The following is a 17461-nucleotide window of genomic DNA, read 5'->3' as shown; positions in this document are numbered from 1 at the left end:
TCCATATCCTCGCCCACGTCCATTTTATCCTTACCCTTATCCTCGTCCTATTTATTACCATTCCCCTTACTTTTACCCTCGTCCTCGCCCGTTTTACCCACACCCAGTGTATTGGAGATAAAAAAAGAAGAGCTATCAGCTCTTCTTTTTTATTTCATGATATTTAGACATCTCTTCTTGAATAATGGTCACAAACGCTTCATTTTGCTCAATTTCAAAAACAGTAACAGCTTTTTCTAGGTAGGCTATTCCTTCTTTAAGCTCACCAAGCTGACAGAGGGCTTCTCCAATTTGATAATGCAGTTCTCCTAATAAATAAAGCGTCTCATGCTGAATACATAGCTCTAGTCCTGCTTGTGCATATTTAACCGACTTTTCGTAACGCTCCATTTGCAAAAGCGCACGCGATAATCCATATAAAATTCGAATTTTGACAAGAGGATCTTTTAACTTAGGAAGCAAAGCAATATGCTGCAATCCTTCCATAAACGTACTGAACGCTTTTTTTAAATGACCTTCTTCTTCGTAAATAATGGCGATACTATTTAAAATAGCAATCTCTTTTTCTGAATAAAACTGTTCGCTCGTACGCGTGAACGCAATTGCTTTTTCCAATTTACGAAGCGCTTGTTCAAATTTATTTCCAATATAATAATCACATATGGCTTCGTGCCATAGGAAAAATTGTGCGTGAAAAGGATCTTGAAACATAGGATTATCTTTTTCTTTGTTCACCATATGTAACACGGTTTCATAATCGCGTTTTCGTATATAATGCCTAATGGTCGATTTAATTTCTTTTGAATAATCGTTGGGCGTTAGCTCTCCTGCTTCAAAAAAATAATTCATCGGAACTCCTAAGCGTTTCGATAAATGATAGAGAACTTCACTGCTTGCATGAATTTCACCTTGTTCAAATCGATGTAGCTCTTCTTCTGTACAAATTCCTTCTGATAACTCGACAGTTGTCATTTCCGCAATCTTTCGCAGATCTTGAATCAGCTGACCTACTTGTTTTTTATCATTCAAAAAATCACCTTACTTAATGTCAATAAACCCTGTCAAAACAACGTTCCATGATATATTTGTACGTATATTGTACCACTTAGATAGTTTTTTTATCAATAGAATCAAGAAAAATATTCCAAGAATTATTCTTCTAATTATAACTAAATTATTTCAAACAATCTCCTGCTTCTTCTTTTGAAATGTACCCTTCTTGCACTCCATATAACACTTGATCACATCGCCATAAAGTCGAACTATATCCATCATTTTCTTCCATCTCTTGATTAATTTGTTGCTTTGTTTCATCCGTAAAATTTTCTTCTTGTTGTTGACGAATCTCTTCTTCGTATTGATCTGGAGCAGAAATATCTTCATTTACTTCAGGTTCTTCATATTGGTCAGTATGAGATATTTCTTCATCATTTGTTTGTTGCTGTTGACTCTGTGCTACTTGAGCTTTTTGTTTCTTTTGTTCTTCTGCTTGTTGTGCTGCGATACGTTGTTGTTCGGCAATCTTTTGTTGTCTTTGTTGCTCAGCTATTTCCGCTTGACGTTTGCGTTCGGCTAACTCTTTAGCTTCTCTTTCTTCTAGCTCTACTTCTCTAGCTTGCGCTCGTAAGTCCTTTTTCTCATTTTGAATCTGTTGGGCTTCTAATTTCTTATTAGGTTGTTTCTCAGTACTTTTCTTTTCTTCTGACTTAGTAATAGTTTCTTTCTTAGAAGTTTCAACGTTCTTCTCTTCCACTTGGTCACATGCTCCCATAGTCAAACTCAAGGACAACAAAACACTACCAACTAACAACTTTTTCACAACATTCTCCCCTTAACTTTTCTCTGTATAGAGTGTTACATTAAACTGATAAACTAATTTGACTAATTAATTTTTCTAAGTCAATGATTAATTCTTTAGGGCTGCAACTATTGTTCATTACGTTATTACATATCTTTAGAAGCTCAAGTTTAATTTCTATGCTAATTTCCTCAGGTTTCAATTGTTCATTCACAACAAACAGCCCCCTTGATAAGTAAATGATACCACGAAAAAGGTTATTTTTGTTATAATTTCAATTGTTTTTCTTCTTTGTTTTTCGATAATTTTCTTTTGGAATCATCCCCATTCTCTGCATCTTCTTCTCTATAACTAATGTAATCCACCATCATACTTTCTATAACTTTTAATAATTCTTTTCCTTTCTCTTCTGTAGATGAGCATTCTCTCATAGGTTCTCTTACCTTCTTAATCTTCGTTTACTTCTTACCATCTACTCCAAAGTGAATCTTATGATGATGTTCTTTACAAACACTTTATAAGTTACCAATAAATAAACGTTTACTCTAATCCTCTTTCATTTCTATAAGGTGATAACAAGAGTAAGCCTGCCTTCTTCAAGACAGACTTCACATAAAGGATTTAACCTCTTCTTCCTATTGCGTAATTTAATCCATGAGCTACTAGAATAAAAGGCTTGCTCTTTCTTCTCTACTCTCTGTCCCTTGTACTCTTTATGAGTATTTTCCTGCACTTGTCACAATATGTATCATAAGCTAATTGACGACATTCCTCTGTGTTACATATCTTAGGTGACTTTTTAGGCATGTTGTTCAGCCACCTTTTTTACTCTTTATTATTTAGCACATATTTCAATTTACATACTATAGACATAATAAAAAGCCACTCATCAGAGTGACTTAGCATTAGATTTATTCTTTACTTCTTCAGGTACATAATCTAAAAGTGCGGATATTATCATATTAAAATGCCATGGAGTAAGATTATTTCCAGCACTTTCTTTCAATTCATTTCCTAGCTTTTCACCCCATACAGGGTATCTGTCATTACTTTTTGCTTCTTCTAACATATGATCTACTACATTTAATACCTTATAATACTCATTTTCTTTTGCACTAATATAATAATCCTTCTGTTCATAATTCATAACTCCATCTCCTTTTAGTTACCTATGATTTTCCCTGTTTTAACCAAATTAAACTTGTTAACTCCCTAAAATAAAAAGCCGACCTTATGATCGACTTTCTTTACGGAACTAAATATCATCTCTTCCAGGCACTTTAAATACTGCTTTAATTTTGTATATATCTTTCTTACCTTTTGAGGCAGTAACCCTTGTAATCAGTTCAATAGTAACCCCTGAAACTAAAAGGTATGGCAGGTCCTGAAATAGGCGTCTGTCCCCCACCCAAAAATTTTGGAGCTTTAGCAGGATACCCCAATGGATAATTCCCCCACCAACTTTCAACTTCACCACTAGAATTCAGTACATATCCAGTAGGACGTCCAAAGGAAGGCATGAAATAAGGATAGAAAGCATAGTTAAAAGGAGTATAAAAATTAGAATAGAACATTTAATCACCTACTTTGTTCCAGCATGTAAAAAAAATCCTTCATTAAGGTATGAGAGCTTTTCTTTTATTGTGAATCATCATTTTCAACAACTTTTTATTATTTGCACAAAATAAAAAACACCCAAGCTATGAGTGCTTTTTATACACTTAACATGTTAAAGGAGAAAACGATTCGTCAGCAAAAGAAGTACTGACCATTAATATTATGCTCGAATGTGAATTTACCTATACTGTGCGTTTCTCATTTTTTATTATAAAGCTTGCTAGTCCAATATCAAGAACTGTTCTTTCATGAGATTGTATTTCCCATAATTGTTGATGGTAATCTGGTATATATACACTTCCGTCATATTGAGCTTTAATAACACGTCGGAAATTCTCACTTGAGCATTGCACAATGTAGGACTTTACGCCATTTTCCTCTACAACATTTAGTACTTTAAAATCAAATTGAATTTTCATTCTCTAACCACCGACTTTCTACCTAATAATTTCTACAAAAAGTGTAATAATCCTTCTCTATATATTACTAAAAGAATATTTTCAGCTATCATTAATCAATATAACTTTTAGCTGCTCCATACGAAAAACCATAAACTCCAACTAACCATAATCTCATTTCATGCCTTTGCTCATCAGTTAACTCTATGTCCGTATCTTCTGGAACATCTTCATATTCAATATTTCCCTCTAACAACTGTTCGAAGAGTACTTGATTCATTAATATTAGCTCCATTCTTAATAATGATTTTATGTTTCAGCATATTAACTTCTACAAAATAAAAAGCCACTCTAAATGAGTGACTTAAACTTATAAAAATATTAACTTTCACCTCAGCTCTACAAGTAAATAACTTAGTGCCCTATCTAATGCTTCAGGTATAGTTTCAACCTCTTCAATCAACTTTGAACCAGTTTTTAGCTGATAAGCTAAACCTGTATCGAAAATTTTAATTCCACCAGCAACTTGATTGTTAGATTTTAAAACTTTACTCAAACTCAATATAGAGCCTTGAACTTTTAAAAGAACTGAACAATCTGGAAATGAAATTTTATTTTCCTCTTTAATAAATTCAACTTCAGGTTGTTGGTTTTCATTTAATTTTACATTTAACATGTCAATAAAAGAATCAATGACACTTCGAACCGATAACAATTCGAAATGTTTTCCTGAAACTTTAGAAACATAAGCATCCATCCAGTTTTTACTTTTCCCCATTAATATTCCCACCTTTTGTGTAGACTATTTTATTCTACAAAAGGCTAGTTATTCTCACTTTTTTAAATATTAATCAATTTTCAAGATTCTTTCCCACATAGGTAAATCCGAATTCAATTTATGAAGTTATAACAATAATAACCACGCCTATTTCTCTAGCCCGTCTATACATAATTGACAAGCTAAACATATGTTAGTGTATATTCTATTTTCTTCATCGATGAAAGGATGAGAACGTATGGTAGCTAAAATCAATTCACTTACGATTGGTTACATTTCTGGAGGAACTTTTATTTTTGGAAATGTAAATCAAGTATGTCCCGTTACAAGTACAGAATCCAATTCACAAACAGGTTCGGGATCAAATGCAAGTCCTAGTTCAAGTTCAGTAACAGGCTCTCAAAACACTTCTTCTCAACAGTCACCTAGTTCAACACCTACTCAGACGCCTACTTTAGGAAGTGGAAATACAAATACACTTTGAAAAGCATCGCTACGTATAAGGATGCTTTTTATTACAACATTTAATTTACATATAATTCACATACACTTTTGATAGAATGTAAACTAATAATTGATATATTCAAAAGTAACTTGATAAGCTTCATTCTTGGTTAAACCTTGTAAACTCATTAAATACTCAACCAACATTACTCGTTAATTACTAGCTAAAGGTTCATCATCTCCTTCAGTAATACGTAATATTTCTTCATCACTGAGTTCTCCATCTAATATTTTCTGATAAAGTTCATCGATTATTATACAACCAACCTTTCTAGACATTATTAAAAGTAGATACTATGTTCTAATTTCACAATGAACTTAATATCATTTATTGTATTTAAGACAACGGGAGATGATATTGATGAGCAGATTTGATATTGAAACCTTAAAAAAGATTCGTGATGATTTACAAGAAATTCACTCTACTGCTATTTCTAATTATCATGACTATCCAGAACTTATGGATACAATTGATCATTTAGCAAGAGTTGCTAACATGTTCGCAAATGATAAAATTGAGAACCTTGTGAATAGTAACTTGCGTGCTGATCCACAAGGTTATATTGTGTCAAAATTATCGTCTGCTTCTTCACGTATGAAAAATTACAAGAAAGGCATCGGCAAGCGTGAAGTAGGTTCTTATGAAAATTGAATACACAGGCTGGAGATTTTATGATGACTATACAGAAATTTATGGTAGAAACTACTTAATTCATCATGTTGGCTCAATGTTGGTGCCAGTTTCAAGAATAAAAGGATTGACTCATGATAATGTTTTGTCTGTAGAAAAGTTAAATCGTCTTCTTAAATCGATCGAGAATCATGGATATGTAACAACTAGTTCCTCTCATATGGATATTAATCTAACATTATTTCCAAACGGTGATTTCTGCGTTAGTAATGGAGGTAATCATAGACCATATTTAGCAAAGAAGCTAGGTATAACTATTATTAGAGCCGTTGTGGATGTGTGCATTCCACTTAATCTTTTGACAGATGAACAAATTCAATATTTTGAGTCTATAGATCCTTATGATTTGCCTCACAGTACAGAATTAAAAAATGCAGCATACGCCCTAGAACTAATGCCTAGCCAACAACTTGCTAAACAGCCTATAATTCATATTCGATAAGCACCTCACCTAATGGAAAATCAAAGACACTGAATATGCAGTGTCTTATAATTTTTCCATTTTATAATTGTTATTTTATAACAATATCTTTCATTCTTGAATTGCGGTAACCTTCCCATCTTCAAAGTAAACATAACCATAGATATTATAAACCCATTGTTCTTCGACGCCATATTTTGTTGTTGTACGGTTAATATCGTCAGGCTTACCCCATCCAGTTTTGTTAATAACTTCTTCTTGAGTCATACCTATTTGAGGTTTTGTATGTTGAAGATCGTATTGCTTTTGAGCATCTGCCAGTATTTCGTTACTTTTTTCTGTTTCTTCTTTATCAACCTCATATCGATCTTTTAACTTCTTTCTTGCTAAACTAATTTCTTCTGCAAATTGCCCATTATAATCATTTGGGATTTTTTTAATGTTATTGTAAGCATGTTTGTAATCTTCATCTTCAAAATTACTCATCGCACCCACATATAAAGATAAGTAATATTCAGGTTGATATTCTTTTGGATAATTATAGTCATTTGTTATAAAGTCTTTATTTTGAATATCCTTAAATAATGATTGTTTCAGTTGTTCTCTACTTTCCTTCACTTCTTTCGAAAATTCCCCATCGTAATCGGTAGGAAGATGAGATAGGTTAGATGTTTTGGAGAACACCTCATCTTCTGACAACAACTTCGATATACTATATAGCCCATCAAATTTCTGTTGATCTTTAGAATCTATCTTTCCATCTTTTTCGTATATCTGACTTTTAAGATCTTCAACTTTAGAATATTCTTTGTTGCTTATATATTTTTCAGCTTGATTAATTTCTTTTTGTATTGAAACCTTCTCATTTGTACCACTAACTTACTTATCACCGTTACTACACGAAACCAACAAGCTACTACATATTATAATTGTTGGAATTAATCTCAATATTTTATTATTCAATCAAATAACTCCCTTTTTTCCTAGGATACAACGCATTTTCTCAATCTTGAATTACAGTTACCTTATCATCTTCAAAATAAAGATACCCATAAACGTTGTAAACCCATTGTTCCTCTACTCCGTGTTTTGTAATGGTACGATTAACATCATTCGGCTTACCCCATCGAGTATCATTTATTACTTCTTCCTTTGTCATTCCAATTTGAGGATCAGTATTTTGAATTTTTTCTTGTTTTTCCTGAACATCCCACTCGTCTGTCACTCCATCTGACTTTCTTTTAATTTGAGTCTTAGCAATTTCTATGTCTTCTGCATATTTACCTTTATAACTATTAGGTATCTTTTTAATGATGTCGTAGGCATAAGTGTACTCTTCCATATTGTAATTTTTCATACTTGTAAAGTATAACGACAAATAATATTCTGGTTGGTAAGCCTTGGTATAAGTATAGTTATTAGTTTTAAAGTCTTTTTTTGCAAGGTCATTAATTAGAGATTCCTTTAACGCTTTTCTTTCTTGATTTAATTGAGCTTTGAACTCGCCTTTATAATTTACTGGGATATTACTGATATTTGATGATTTAACATAAGTTAAATTTGAACCAAACACACTGGCAATACTATCTAACACCTTAAATTCTTCGTATTGATCTTTATTTACCTTTCCGTTCTGATTGTATACCTTGGTGCTTAAATCATTAACCTTAGAATATTCCTTCTCCCTAATGTATTGCTTGGCTTGATTAATCTCTTTCTTTAGCAAAATTCCCTTATCTTTTTGTTCTTCTCTTGCAGAGCTAATTTGTCCAGCATTATTGCCATTACTACATGAAATTAGCAGACTACTACTCATTATAATTATTGAAATTGCACTTAATATTTTCTTACTCACCCAGAAAACTCCTTTTTAAAATCTAATATACTACAAAAGAAATACAAAATGTTACTTTCTTACTTTTTATAGTGTAAAAGATTCACTAAATAAAAAATCCTCCTCAATTAAGAAGAAGATATTATAATATATAATACCTAATAAAACCGTTATTTTATCAAGAGGAGAGCAAGAGAAATGATAATAATAGGAATTTATGAAATTAGATGTAAGATTACAGGAAGAGTTTACGTTGGTCAAAGCAACGATGTTAAGGGTAGATTGAGAACGCATAAAAGATTGCTAAGACAGAACAAGCATGAAAATAAATATCTTCAGAACCATGTTAATAAATATGGGATAGAAAACGTTGAATTTGAACTTATTGAAGAGTGTCTGCAATGCGATCTGAATGATAGAGAGGTATATTGGATCAAAGAATTTGGTTCAATGGTTAGAGACAAGGGATTTAATCTAGAGAGTGGTGGAAATGCAGGGAAAACATATTCTAAAGAGAGAATAGAGGCAATCACAGGTGCAGGTAATCCAATGTTTGGAAGGAAGCAGTCACCAGAGATGGTTGAATTTATGAGACTAATAAATAGAGGATCAAGTGATAAATTAACAATTAATGATGTGAGAGAGATTAAAATGGCTCTAATACTAAACATAGTTCCACAGGAATTAGTTACAATATTCAAGGTTGATATCACAACAATAAATAAGATTGCAAGGTGTACCAATTGGGAATGGGTGCTTCCAGAGTTAAATGACGAGCTAATGAATAAGCGTGATATGGAGCGTGAAAAAAGGGAGAAGAAAATTTTCGAACTATGGGAAAAGGGACATAGAGTAATTAACATAGCCAAAATGCTTCAGTGTGATTCAAAGATAGTTTCGAATGTATTAAAAAAGGAGTTGGAAAAGAAAGAAGCAGAACGATGAAACCTTCACAATCTTGTTAGAGAAGAGTTTATGAGGGGAACTCCAAAAGCAGAGATAATCAATATGTTTGGGATAAGTAAAACGACTTATACCAAAATTACTTCTTCTGTCTATAATCCAAAAAAACAAGAGCTAATTAAAAAAGTATTTGAGCTTAAATATAAAGGACACTTAAATAAAGAAATAGCTGAAATTTTAGGGCTACATAGAGGCACTGTAACAGAGTATCTAAAAAAAGAATTAGATGAAGAGACAATGCAAGAACTTCGCTCATCTGGCAAGAAGGGTACTCCACTTAAACTTGATGAAGAAAAGGTTATCGAGATAAAAGGAATGCTTAAGCTTGGAATTTATAGTCACCGAGAAATTGGAGATATGTTTGGTGTGACTGAGTCAAGCATCTCACAAATTAAACGTGGTGTAAGATGGTCACACGTAGAAGCACCACCAGAACTTAGGGTTATTGACCACAGAAGTATATCGACTAAGCTGAATGAGAAAAAAGTTACTGAGATAAAAATATTACTACAAGAAGGCAACTACCTTCATAAGCAGATTGCAGAAATGTACGGAGTATCTAGGGGAACAATAACAGATATTAATACAGGAAAAAGGTGGTCACACGTAAAAATACCGCCAAAACTCCATCCCTCGGATAAGGATTAATGAAGTAATGACGGCATTTTTACAAGTTATTACAAACCTAGATTAGTGTTATTTTAATTTATACATGTAACGGTTGATCAAACTCTCTTTGAATTACCCTCTTTACTCGTTCATAAGCCTTCACTTCACCCTGATAAAAACATGCACTATTCCAATCTTCTCTTTTCTCTGCGTCTTTTCTCCACGCATCAGATTGTTCTATTAACTTATCAATGTGGTCAATAAATTTTTTTCGTTCCATTTAATCACCTGCTTTTATCATAATTGGAAATATTTATATGAACCTTTGATAAGTAATATTTCTAGAAATCGTTGAGATACCCTGTTAAATTTTGTTATAATGCCCGAATACTTTTAGGAATAAGAGAAATGCCTCCCAGTAATGGAGATCATTTTAATAGTTTATATCTTTTAGCATGAGTTAGCCTTAAGATGAATGAATCATTTGCGATAATGCTGGAAGGAAAGATGTTATAACTTTCATGTGATTAGCTGTACTAGTAATAAATTTTGTGTAAGCGTGATGTTCCCTGAGTCTGTTCTATTCTCTTTATGACTTCTCTAAGGGCTTATCTTTCTTCTTCAGCTAAATGTTCTTTTAAAACTTTTCTAATATTATCAAATAAATCTTCTGAGTTAGTATTGACAATATTTATAGACTGATCTGTTGAATTATTGTTTACCTTTGCATTGTCACCGTTTAAATAGCAATAAGTCAAATTTTGTTGCCGTTCTCTGTTTTTCTCTTCTTCTTTCTTATCATATTCTGCTTTGGTAAGATAATACGCTTTTAATTGAAGAGATTTAGATCGTATTATATCAGTTTTTATATCCTTAATATAAAAGAGACTCCTAGATTGCACCTCTTTTATCCAGTCACCAGCTCTTACATCCGTTTCTGGGTAAAAACCTACATATGGAATATTTGTTGCTGCCTCCCGATTCCGTAACCCTTCAAATTCATTAGTAAGCTCATTGTTTCTAATAATCTCAAATTTTCATCCAGCCATTTTCATAAATGTTCTTAAACTTGATATGTTAGTCCATCTCCCTTGTTTACTAATGAACATACAAATCTTTTTTCTTTAACTGGGCTACTACATCCTCTTTATACGGTATATCTCCAGTTATACTGTATCTAACTACTCTTGTGTCTTCTCTTATCTTTTTCATTTCAGCTAAACCTAGAACCCCTTGAAATTTTTTATCTCGAACAGCTTTAAAATGATTTCTAAAATCTTCTTCAGTACAATTATTCACCTTGATAAAATGCTGGACTAACTCATCAAACTGTTCTTTAGTTGTTCTACTATATGTAAAACCTAAATGGTGAAAGGCATGACATCTTCTACAAATTAGATCTATACCTTCAAGAACACAGATTAAATTTTCTTCATCATACTTTTCAATCTCGTGCATGTCTAAGTATTTCAGATTTTGTTCGTCTGGTTCGTATCCACAAATTCTGCACTTACATTCATTCTCTTCTAGTGTTTTCTTTCTAATTTTAGTCCATAAACTCTGTGAAATACTTTTTCGTACACTGTATCCTCTGAATGGGGCAGGCTTCCAATCTACTTTTAATTTAAAATTACGGAAATCTTGACTCATTATTAAAACCCTCTTTCTATGCTGAGTATTTTAAACTTTTAGTCTATCTAAATTTTACTATGTTTTTAACATTTTTTTAATTTCAACTAATTTAAAGTTATACATAAGTTTTAAAAGTGTACTATTATTAAATTAAGCACTACGTACGATTTCCATATGCTCATTATTAAGCTTTTTATTCAAAATTCCCCAGTAGTATGAATAGATTGATTTCTTAACTTTATATCCTAACTTCAAATTACATATCATCTGTTTGAATGCGTTGATACCTAAATTAACCTTTTGATGTTCATCATAGTATGTTAAATAACGTGTACTATTTTCAACACATTTCCATAGTTCAATAACCTGCTTCGGCTCATAATAACACTTAACTAACTCTTGAAATTTAGTAGGAATACTAGGAATCGTATTATCTGTACGTATGTTTATATTATTGTTATTAGTTTTAGAGAGATTACTAGTTTTAGGTGGTTCAATTTGTTCCTGGTGCAGTGGTTCAATTGAATCGGATAAAGGATTTAAATTACCTTCTCCTTTTGGTGGGTAGTAATTAAATACATATACAGAATGACCTTGTTTACCATGGTTAAAGGTATGATGAATTGTAAGTAATTCCATTGCCTGCACTTTCAATAACATACGTTTGAATGACGAGCGTGAAATCCCTACAGCATCGTTGTGAGTTGCTGAAACAATTGTGCTTATCTTTGCGTTACATACACCAAATACACTTGCAGAAAAGCGCACAAGTCGTTTTAAAGCAATTAATTCTGATTTAGTAAGTAATTTTTGTTGATGAATATCAATGTACCACTGTTCCATTGAGGAGTTAAACTGCTTAAGTGAATCGAATTTCGATAGATGCTTAAATTGATTTATATTTCCAGACTTCATATTTAACATTGCCCCCATGTTTTTATTTTTAGGGCATAGTCAAATAAGCGTATGACATTATTGATTTTTTTCAATAATTATCATATACTCTTATTGCGTAAATCTTGTGTATTTGACTATGCAAGATGGAGAGTAGATGTTGTGAGCATCTGCTCTCTTTTTTTTTGTCCAAATTAACTATTTTTATTTCCGTTTAACAATTTTTTCTTTATGGTTTTCTATCAGATTTATTGCCGAATATTTCTTATGTTCATCTCTAATTGTGGTATCCAATACATGAGCGTACACCTTAGCTGTAATAGATAACTCAGAATGACCTAAGAGCTGTTGCAAGACTCTGATGTTACCCGATTGCCGTAGAAACATTTCAGATCCAGTATGGCGACATAGATGAGGATGAAAGCGTTTATTGATACCTGCGTTTTTCAAGACCTTTTCTAAATGCGCTCTGAATGTACTTGGTCGCAATCTATTTCCATCATTCGTTAGAAAAATATATTCGCTACTGAATAACTCCTCATTATCTGCGATGAGTTCTTGGAGAAGTTGTGTAGTTTTAATCGAAACAGGAACTATCCTAAACTTCTTTGATTTTGTATTTTGAAATGTTATGGATCTTTTTTCAAAGTCCACATCCTGCTTTTTTAAATGAACTGTTTCTTCAACTCTTCCTAATGTGTCTAACAAGGTATGTAAGAGTACATAAGATCTAAATTGAGCGTAGTAGCTCTTATTAAAAGCATCAAAAATTCGCTTTATCTCCTCTACAGTTAAAACCTCAACCTTTTTTTTCTGAAATTTAATGTTCTTGATTTGACTAAAAACATTTTCATTCAATATTCCTTCACGCATTAGAATGTTAAAAGCCGCACGTAATTTCTGTAGATAATTATTAGCACTAGAAGGCTTAACTCCCTTTTTAGCCACTTGTTTAAATCTACTCTTCTCATCAGATTTTTCATGTAGTAACCAATCTACAAAGTCTCTCGCATTGTTCAGCTCAATCAAAACGATTAACTTCTCTTCTCCAAAGAATCTGATTAGATCATTAAATACTATGTTGTACTGATTGATAGTGGACTGTGCCACGCCTTCCAGCTTTTTTATCCTTATTATTCTGTCCTTTGCATCACTTAGATTAACTTGATTTAACTTTGTTCCTTTTCTCAATCTTTTTGCACACATAAAAAGGCAACCTCCTCTTTAAATAGTGGAAGTTGCCTTAACAATTTAGGTAGTTTTTTTATCATGAACAAGTTTTAGTCTAGAGGACTATTTACCTATACATTAAAAACCTTGTTGTATCAACATTTAGCAAGCGACAGTTGTCATTTCCGCAATCTTTCGCAGATCTTGAATCAGCTGACCTACTTGTTTTTTATCATTCAAAAAATCACCTTACTTAATGTCAATAAATGTTTTTATCCTACTTTTCTACTATACTCCAAACAAAATGACTTTAAAAGGGATAATGGGCTATTTTTAAACTCTTTTCAATCTTTTCTCCCTATCAACACAGAAAAGCAGCACATCCATGTGCTGCTTCTCCCAAGTTCATATAATTTATGACACTATATATCTTTGCGCCTTAAATAGAGTCAAATACTTGACGAAGTTGAGCTGCGCTTTTATTGATCGCCTGCTGAGCGAGTGGGACAAATTCATGAAACCCTAAAAACCCGTGAATCATTGTTTCATAATTTTCATAGGTGACAGGGACACCGTGATTTTTTAATGCGTCCGCGTAGTCTTTTCCGCTATCTCTTAAAGGATCATACTGTGCTGTAATAATGGTAGCGCTTGGTAGACTCGATAAATCTTCTAGTAATACCGGAGCGTTATAGGGATGCTGTTCTTCTTCTTTATTATTTAAGTACTGAAGGCGAAACCAATCCATGAGATCTTTTGAAAGAAAATATCCTTCCTCATTTTCTTTCATAGAGGCAGGGTGCTGATTTTTAAATCCTACAGACGGATAAATAAGCAGCTGGTGAACAATGGATGGACCTTGTCTTTCTTTTGCTAAAATGCTCACAACCGCAGCAAGGTTGCCACCGGCGCTATCTCCTCCAACGGCAATTTTGTTTGAATCGATATTTAATTGAGACGCGTGAGCTGAAATCCACTCCAAGGCATCATAGGCATCGTTCACTGCAGCGGGAAATTTATACTCAGGAGCAAGGCGGTAATCAACAGAAACCACAATACAGTTTGTTTCATTTGCATACGATCTGCATATGGAGTCATGGCTATCTAAACTTCCTAATACCCAGCCTCCTCCGTGATAATAAACAAGAGCGGGAAATGGCCCTGTTCCTTCAGGTTCATACACTCGTATAGTGAGCGGACGTTCATTTAATTGGATTTCTTGATTATATACTTTTTTAACTGCTTCTTTGGAAGGAGTTAAAGACATCTTTTCCATTTCTCTCAGCTGAGGGGGTGTAACGTCCTCTAAAGAAGGACGGGGCATTTCATTATATTGATTTAGAAATATTTGAATATGCGGATCTAACGGCATTCTTCTTCTCTCTCCTTTCAAGGTAACTCTATATGTAATGATGAATGAAATTTCAGAAAAAATCCAATATATTGTCTTCTCATCAGGCTTTTGTTTGTTTTTATTAAAAATGGGTATAACAATTAAATAAAGAGGATGATATTCATATATATTTTATTCTCACCTATATAAATATAAATACGTACAAAGGAGGCACAACGATGATTATTGTGTATATAAGCTTAGCTGTTGTTTTGGCATCACTTGCGTATCTTATTTACGCAGGCGTATCATTTAATAAAAAAATCAAGCCAACTGTGAACTCTGTAAATGCCACTTCTCAACATCTTCAAAACGAAACTGATCATATCAAAGAAAAAACAAATCACTTAAAAGTAACACAAGCAGCTATTAAAACCGATGTACAGTACAAAAAAGATTCGGTCAAATATACAGCCAACTCATTTAAACAGCTTGTTAATAGCTTTAAACGTTAAAAAGGAAACCTCTATAAAGGTTTCCTTTTTTATTACATCGCCTGAGACGTATCTTTAGGAGGGGCAGCCGTTTTGTTTCGGTGATATATAGCGTTAATCTCTCCTCCAATAACGAGAATTAACCCCGTTAAAAATAGCCAAAGCATCAGAACAATCACGCCTCCTAAGCTTCCATAAGTAGCAGAATAATTGCCAAAGTTGCTTACGTAAAATGAGAACCCTAAAGATGTCAGCTGCCATAATAGCGTAGCAGCGAGTGCTCCGGGCCATACATGAGCAAAAGGAAACGTTTTGTTTGGAGCTAATCTGTATAATACGGATAAAACAAGTACCATAATGCCGACACCGATAATCCAGCGCAGAATATTTAAAATCACTGTTGTACCTGAAGGGAGAGAAAACCATTCGCTTATCCAATTTAACAAAATCCCTCCAAACACTGGTAAAAGAAGCGATACAACAATTGTCACAATTAATCCGATCGTTAAAAGAATGGACAAGCCTCTTACTTTAATAAACGAGCGCTGTTCTTTCACGTCGTAGGCTTGGTTCATTGCACGGATAAAGGCGTTCATACCGTTTGAAGCGGACCAAATGGTTCCTAAAATCCCTACAGTCAGTAACCCGCCGTTTGGTTGGCTTACAAATTGAGCTACGTTATCTTTAAAGATTGCAGCCGTTTCTCCCGGCATAACGCTTTGAAGGACATCGATTGCCTCTTCCGGTTTAATAGATAGATACGGAACAATCGATATCAGTAAAATAAGCATAGGGAATAATGATAGCATATAATAATACGCTTGCTCAGCCGCTAGTCCCGTTGCTTGGTCTTCTTGAATTTCTTTACCAAGACTTTTTCCAAATGATAATAGCTTTTTCATGATAAACCTCTACTTTCTCTTTTTTTGTTCTTTTCCCATTTTATGCACTTTTCAACCTTGAAAGTGGAGAATTTCAAGCAAAATCTCAAATCAAACGACCAAGAGAAAGTAGAATGATGTTTCCTACACAAAAAAGTTCCAGCTCAAAAGAGCCAGAACTTTTCATCAGAGTGTTTATGTAGAGCAGACTAGCGAATGTGTCCTTGTGCACCACTTAATTGCTGTTGGGCCATTGCAACAAGATGCTTCGTCATTTCTCCACCAACAGAACCATTTGCACGAGCCGTTTGCTCAGCGCCAAGCTGAACGTTAAGTCTTCCTGCGATTTCCGTTTTTAACTGATCAAGAAGCTGTTCAGCACCTTGAACTAAAATAGGATTACGATTTGCCATGTTTATCACTCCTTTCCTTCAACAGCTTATATAGGTTAATGTTCCTTTCACTTGAAATTTTATACAACATCCTTCAAAAAAAGATCCCTGGCTATCGCCGAGATCTTTTTTCTTTTTAAGCTTTTTTACACTCGTTCAAGAGGCATTGTACAGCAGCGGAAAGAACCGCCGGACTTAATAATTTCAGATATATCAACTTCAATTACTTTATAGCCTCGTTTCCTTAACTCTTCATTTACTTCTGTATTCATTGGTAGGCTGATCACCCGCTGATTACCGATTGATAATACATTGGTTCCCATCGTAAACTGCTCTTCTTTTGTTACTTCAATTAAGTCATATTTCATGCGAAGTAAATTTAATTCTTTTTCATGTAAAGCTGGTGAAAATACAAGCGCTTCTGTAGGTGATAAAATATTTAACACACAATCAAGATGAAGATAAGACCGATCAATAGGAATCGGAACAACCTCATACGCTGGAAGCAGCTCTTGAATATGGTCCACGCCTTCTTTACTTGTACGGTCGCTGAGCGCTATAAAAATAGCTTGTCCATCAATCAGCACATCTCCACCTTCAATGGGATGGTCCGGTACCTGATGGAAAGGAATACCTTGCCGCTGCAGCCACTCTGCTAACACTTGTTCTTCTCCACTTCGAATTTCGCTTCCCATTTTCGTGACAATAATGGTCTCTCCCAGCGTATAGCCAATATCCCGCGTAAATACTTGTTCTGGAAATGGCTCTTGTGCAGATAGCCCGATGACTTCCACTCCTTCTTTTTGAAGGCATTCGACAAATTGACGGTGCTGCTTTGAAGCCAAGCTCTCATCAATGTTTTCGTCCGCATAATGCTTTTGTGTTTCATTAATAATTTCTTCAATTTTCATATATGTAGGTGGGCAAACAATCACACGTTTTAATGTATCATACTCATTTTTACACCCATAACTATTCGTCATTTTAGCTGGCTGTTTCATTTGCATCTTTTTTATCCCCCTTCGTGCATTTATGTACAGTGTTCCCTAAAT

The 17461-nt window shown here is 33.7% G+C and carries 25 protein-coding genes; 6 read left to right on the top strand and 19 right to left on the bottom strand.

Annotation, left to right across the window (positions count from 1 at the left end; genetic code table 11):
* Positions 1–135 precede the first annotated feature (135 nt).
* From LIS78_RS12180 to LIS78_RS12145, 8 genes are all read right to left on the bottom strand, one after another.
* Positions 136–1029 (bottom strand): helix-turn-helix domain-containing protein, encoded by an 894-nt coding sequence (locus LIS78_RS12180; protein WP_195780079.1) that lies wholly within the window; start codon positions 1027–1029, stop codon positions 136–138.
* Positions 1030–1174: 145 nt separating this feature from the next.
* Positions 1175–1819, bottom strand: coding sequence for a hypothetical protein (locus LIS78_RS12175; protein ID WP_252285246.1), 645 nt, complete (start codon positions 1817–1819; stop codon positions 1175–1177).
* A gap of 40 nt (positions 1820–1859) precedes the next feature.
* Positions 1860–2012: a hypothetical protein gene (locus tag LIS78_RS12170; RefSeq protein WP_195780081.1), complete on the bottom strand. Its 153-nt coding sequence runs from the start codon at positions 2010–2012 to the stop codon at positions 1860–1862.
* A gap of 52 nt (positions 2013–2064) precedes the next feature.
* Positions 2065–2229, bottom strand: coding sequence for a hypothetical protein (locus LIS78_RS12165; protein ID WP_195780082.1), 165 nt, complete (start codon positions 2227–2229; stop codon positions 2065–2067).
* Positions 2230–2687: 458 nt separating this feature from the next.
* Positions 2688–2945, bottom strand: a complete 258-nt coding sequence (locus LIS78_RS12160) for a hypothetical protein (protein ID WP_209151652.1) — start codon at positions 2943–2945, stop codon at positions 2688–2690.
* 652 nt (positions 2946–3597) lie between these two features.
* Positions 3598–3834, bottom strand: a complete 237-nt coding sequence (locus LIS78_RS12155; RefSeq protein WP_252285245.1) for a hypothetical protein — start codon at positions 3832–3834, stop codon at positions 3598–3600.
* A gap of 91 nt (positions 3835–3925) precedes the next feature.
* Positions 3926–4093 carry a hypothetical protein gene (locus LIS78_RS12150; protein WP_170943798.1) on the bottom strand — a complete coding sequence of 56 codons (168 nt, stop codon included), beginning with the start codon at positions 4091–4093 and terminating at the stop codon, positions 3926–3928.
* A gap of 108 nt (positions 4094–4201) precedes the next feature.
* Positions 4202–4591, bottom strand: a complete 390-nt coding sequence (locus tag LIS78_RS12145) for a hypothetical protein (protein ID WP_195780084.1) — start codon at positions 4589–4591, stop codon at positions 4202–4204.
* Between the two features lie 238 nt (positions 4592–4829).
* On the opposite strand from LIS78_RS12145, the gene LIS78_RS12140 reads away from it, so the two are divergent.
* The 3 genes from LIS78_RS12140 to LIS78_RS12130 all read left to right on the top strand — a co-directional run bounded on the left by LIS78_RS12140 (position 4830) and on the right by LIS78_RS12130 (position 6228).
* Positions 4830–5075, top strand: a complete 246-nt coding sequence (locus tag LIS78_RS12140) for a hypothetical protein (RefSeq protein ID WP_252285244.1) — start codon at positions 4830–4832, stop codon at positions 5073–5075.
* Between the two features lie 381 nt (positions 5076–5456).
* Positions 5457–5747, top strand: coding sequence for a hypothetical protein (locus tag LIS78_RS12135; RefSeq protein WP_195780086.1), 291 nt, complete (start codon positions 5457–5459; stop codon positions 5745–5747).
* Positions 5737–6228 carry a hypothetical protein gene (locus LIS78_RS12130; RefSeq protein WP_195780087.1) on the top strand — a complete coding sequence of 164 codons (492 nt, stop codon included), beginning with the start codon at positions 5737–5739 and terminating at the stop codon, positions 6226–6228. Before LIS78_RS12135 ends, LIS78_RS12130 begins: the two co-directional genes overlap by 11 nt.
* A gap of 90 nt (positions 6229–6318) precedes the next feature.
* Here LIS78_RS12130 and LIS78_RS12125 read toward each other — a convergent pair whose 3' ends face one another.
* Both LIS78_RS12125 and LIS78_RS12120 read right to left on the bottom strand, forming a co-directional pair.
* On the bottom strand, positions 6319–6906 hold the full coding sequence (locus LIS78_RS12125; RefSeq protein WP_252285242.1) for a DUF2845 domain-containing protein: 588 nt from the start codon (positions 6904–6906) through the stop codon (positions 6319–6321).
* A gap of 304 nt (positions 6907–7210) precedes the next feature.
* On the bottom strand, positions 7211–8062 hold the full coding sequence (locus LIS78_RS12120) for a hypothetical protein (protein WP_195780089.1): 852 nt from the start codon (positions 8060–8062) through the stop codon (positions 7211–7213).
* 177 nt (positions 8063–8239) lie between these two features.
* Here LIS78_RS12120 and LIS78_RS12115 point away from each other — a divergent pair, with 177 nt between their 5' ends.
* Positions 8240–8986 (top strand): GIY-YIG nuclease family protein, encoded by a 747-nt coding sequence (locus LIS78_RS12115; protein ID WP_252285241.1) that lies wholly within the window; start codon positions 8240–8242, stop codon positions 8984–8986.
* A 30-nt stretch (positions 8987–9016) separates the two neighbouring features.
* On the top strand, positions 9017–9652 hold the full coding sequence (locus LIS78_RS12110; protein WP_252285240.1) for a hypothetical protein: 636 nt from the start codon (positions 9017–9019) through the stop codon (positions 9650–9652).
* Between the two features lie 58 nt (positions 9653–9710).
* On the opposite strand, the gene LIS78_RS12105 is transcribed toward LIS78_RS12110, so the two are convergent.
* From LIS78_RS12105 to lipP1, 6 genes are all read right to left on the bottom strand, one after another.
* Entirely contained in the window at positions 9711–9893 is a 183-nt protein-coding gene (locus LIS78_RS12105) for a hypothetical protein (protein WP_195780091.1), read from the bottom strand.
* 328 nt (positions 9894–10221) lie between these two features.
* The gene (locus LIS78_RS12100; RefSeq protein ID WP_252285238.1) at positions 10222–10515 is read right to left on the bottom strand and encodes a hypothetical protein; all 294 of its coding nucleotides are present in this window, start codon (positions 10513–10515) and stop codon (positions 10222–10224) included.
* 196 nt (positions 10516–10711) lie between these two features.
* Positions 10712–11263: a hypothetical protein gene (locus LIS78_RS12095; protein ID WP_195780093.1), complete on the bottom strand. Its 552-nt coding sequence runs from the start codon at positions 11261–11263 to the stop codon at positions 10712–10714.
* Positions 11264–11395: 132 nt separating this feature from the next.
* A complete protein-coding gene (locus LIS78_RS12090) occupies positions 11396–12160 on the bottom strand; it encodes a hypothetical protein (protein ID WP_209151649.1) in 765 nt (254 codons plus the stop codon).
* 183 nt (positions 12161–12343) lie between these two features.
* A complete protein-coding gene (locus tag LIS78_RS12085) occupies positions 12344–13345 on the bottom strand; it encodes a tyrosine-type recombinase/integrase (protein WP_252285237.1) in 1002 nt (333 codons plus the stop codon).
* 403 nt (positions 13346–13748) lie between these two features.
* Positions 13749–14681, bottom strand: a complete 933-nt coding sequence (gene lipP1 / locus LIS78_RS12080; RefSeq protein WP_252285236.1) for a LipP1 family hormone-sensitive lipase — start codon at positions 14679–14681, stop codon at positions 13749–13751.
* Positions 14682–14881: 200 nt separating this feature from the next.
* On the opposite strand from lipP1, the gene LIS78_RS12075 reads away from it, so the two are divergent.
* The gene (locus LIS78_RS12075) at positions 14882–15157 is read left to right on the top strand and encodes a hypothetical protein (protein ID WP_025752355.1); all 276 of its coding nucleotides are present in this window, start codon (positions 14882–14884) and stop codon (positions 15155–15157) included.
* Positions 15158–15189: 32 nt separating this feature from the next.
* Here the strand turns inward: LIS78_RS12075 and LIS78_RS12070 are convergent, their stop codons facing one another.
* From LIS78_RS12070 to LIS78_RS12060, 3 genes are all read right to left on the bottom strand, one after another.
* Entirely contained in the window at positions 15190–16038 is an 849-nt protein-coding gene (locus LIS78_RS12070) for a YihY/virulence factor BrkB family protein (RefSeq protein ID WP_116072339.1), read from the bottom strand.
* Positions 16039–16226: 188 nt separating this feature from the next.
* Positions 16227–16430 (bottom strand): alpha/beta-type small acid-soluble spore protein, encoded by a 204-nt coding sequence (locus LIS78_RS12065; RefSeq protein WP_013056997.1) that lies wholly within the window; start codon positions 16428–16430, stop codon positions 16227–16229.
* 125 nt (positions 16431–16555) lie between these two features.
* Positions 16556–17416 carry a dimethylarginine dimethylaminohydrolase family protein gene (locus LIS78_RS12060; protein WP_252285235.1) on the bottom strand — a complete coding sequence of 287 codons (861 nt, stop codon included), beginning with the start codon at positions 17414–17416 and terminating at the stop codon, positions 16556–16558.
* Positions 17417–17461: the final 45 nt, after the last annotated feature.

It is taken from the genome of Priestia megaterium (assembly GCF_023824195.1).
Classification (GTDB): Bacteria; Bacillota; Bacilli; order Bacillales; family Bacillaceae_H; genus Priestia; species Priestia megaterium_D.
This window is presented reverse-complemented; position numbering and strand designations above follow the sequence as displayed.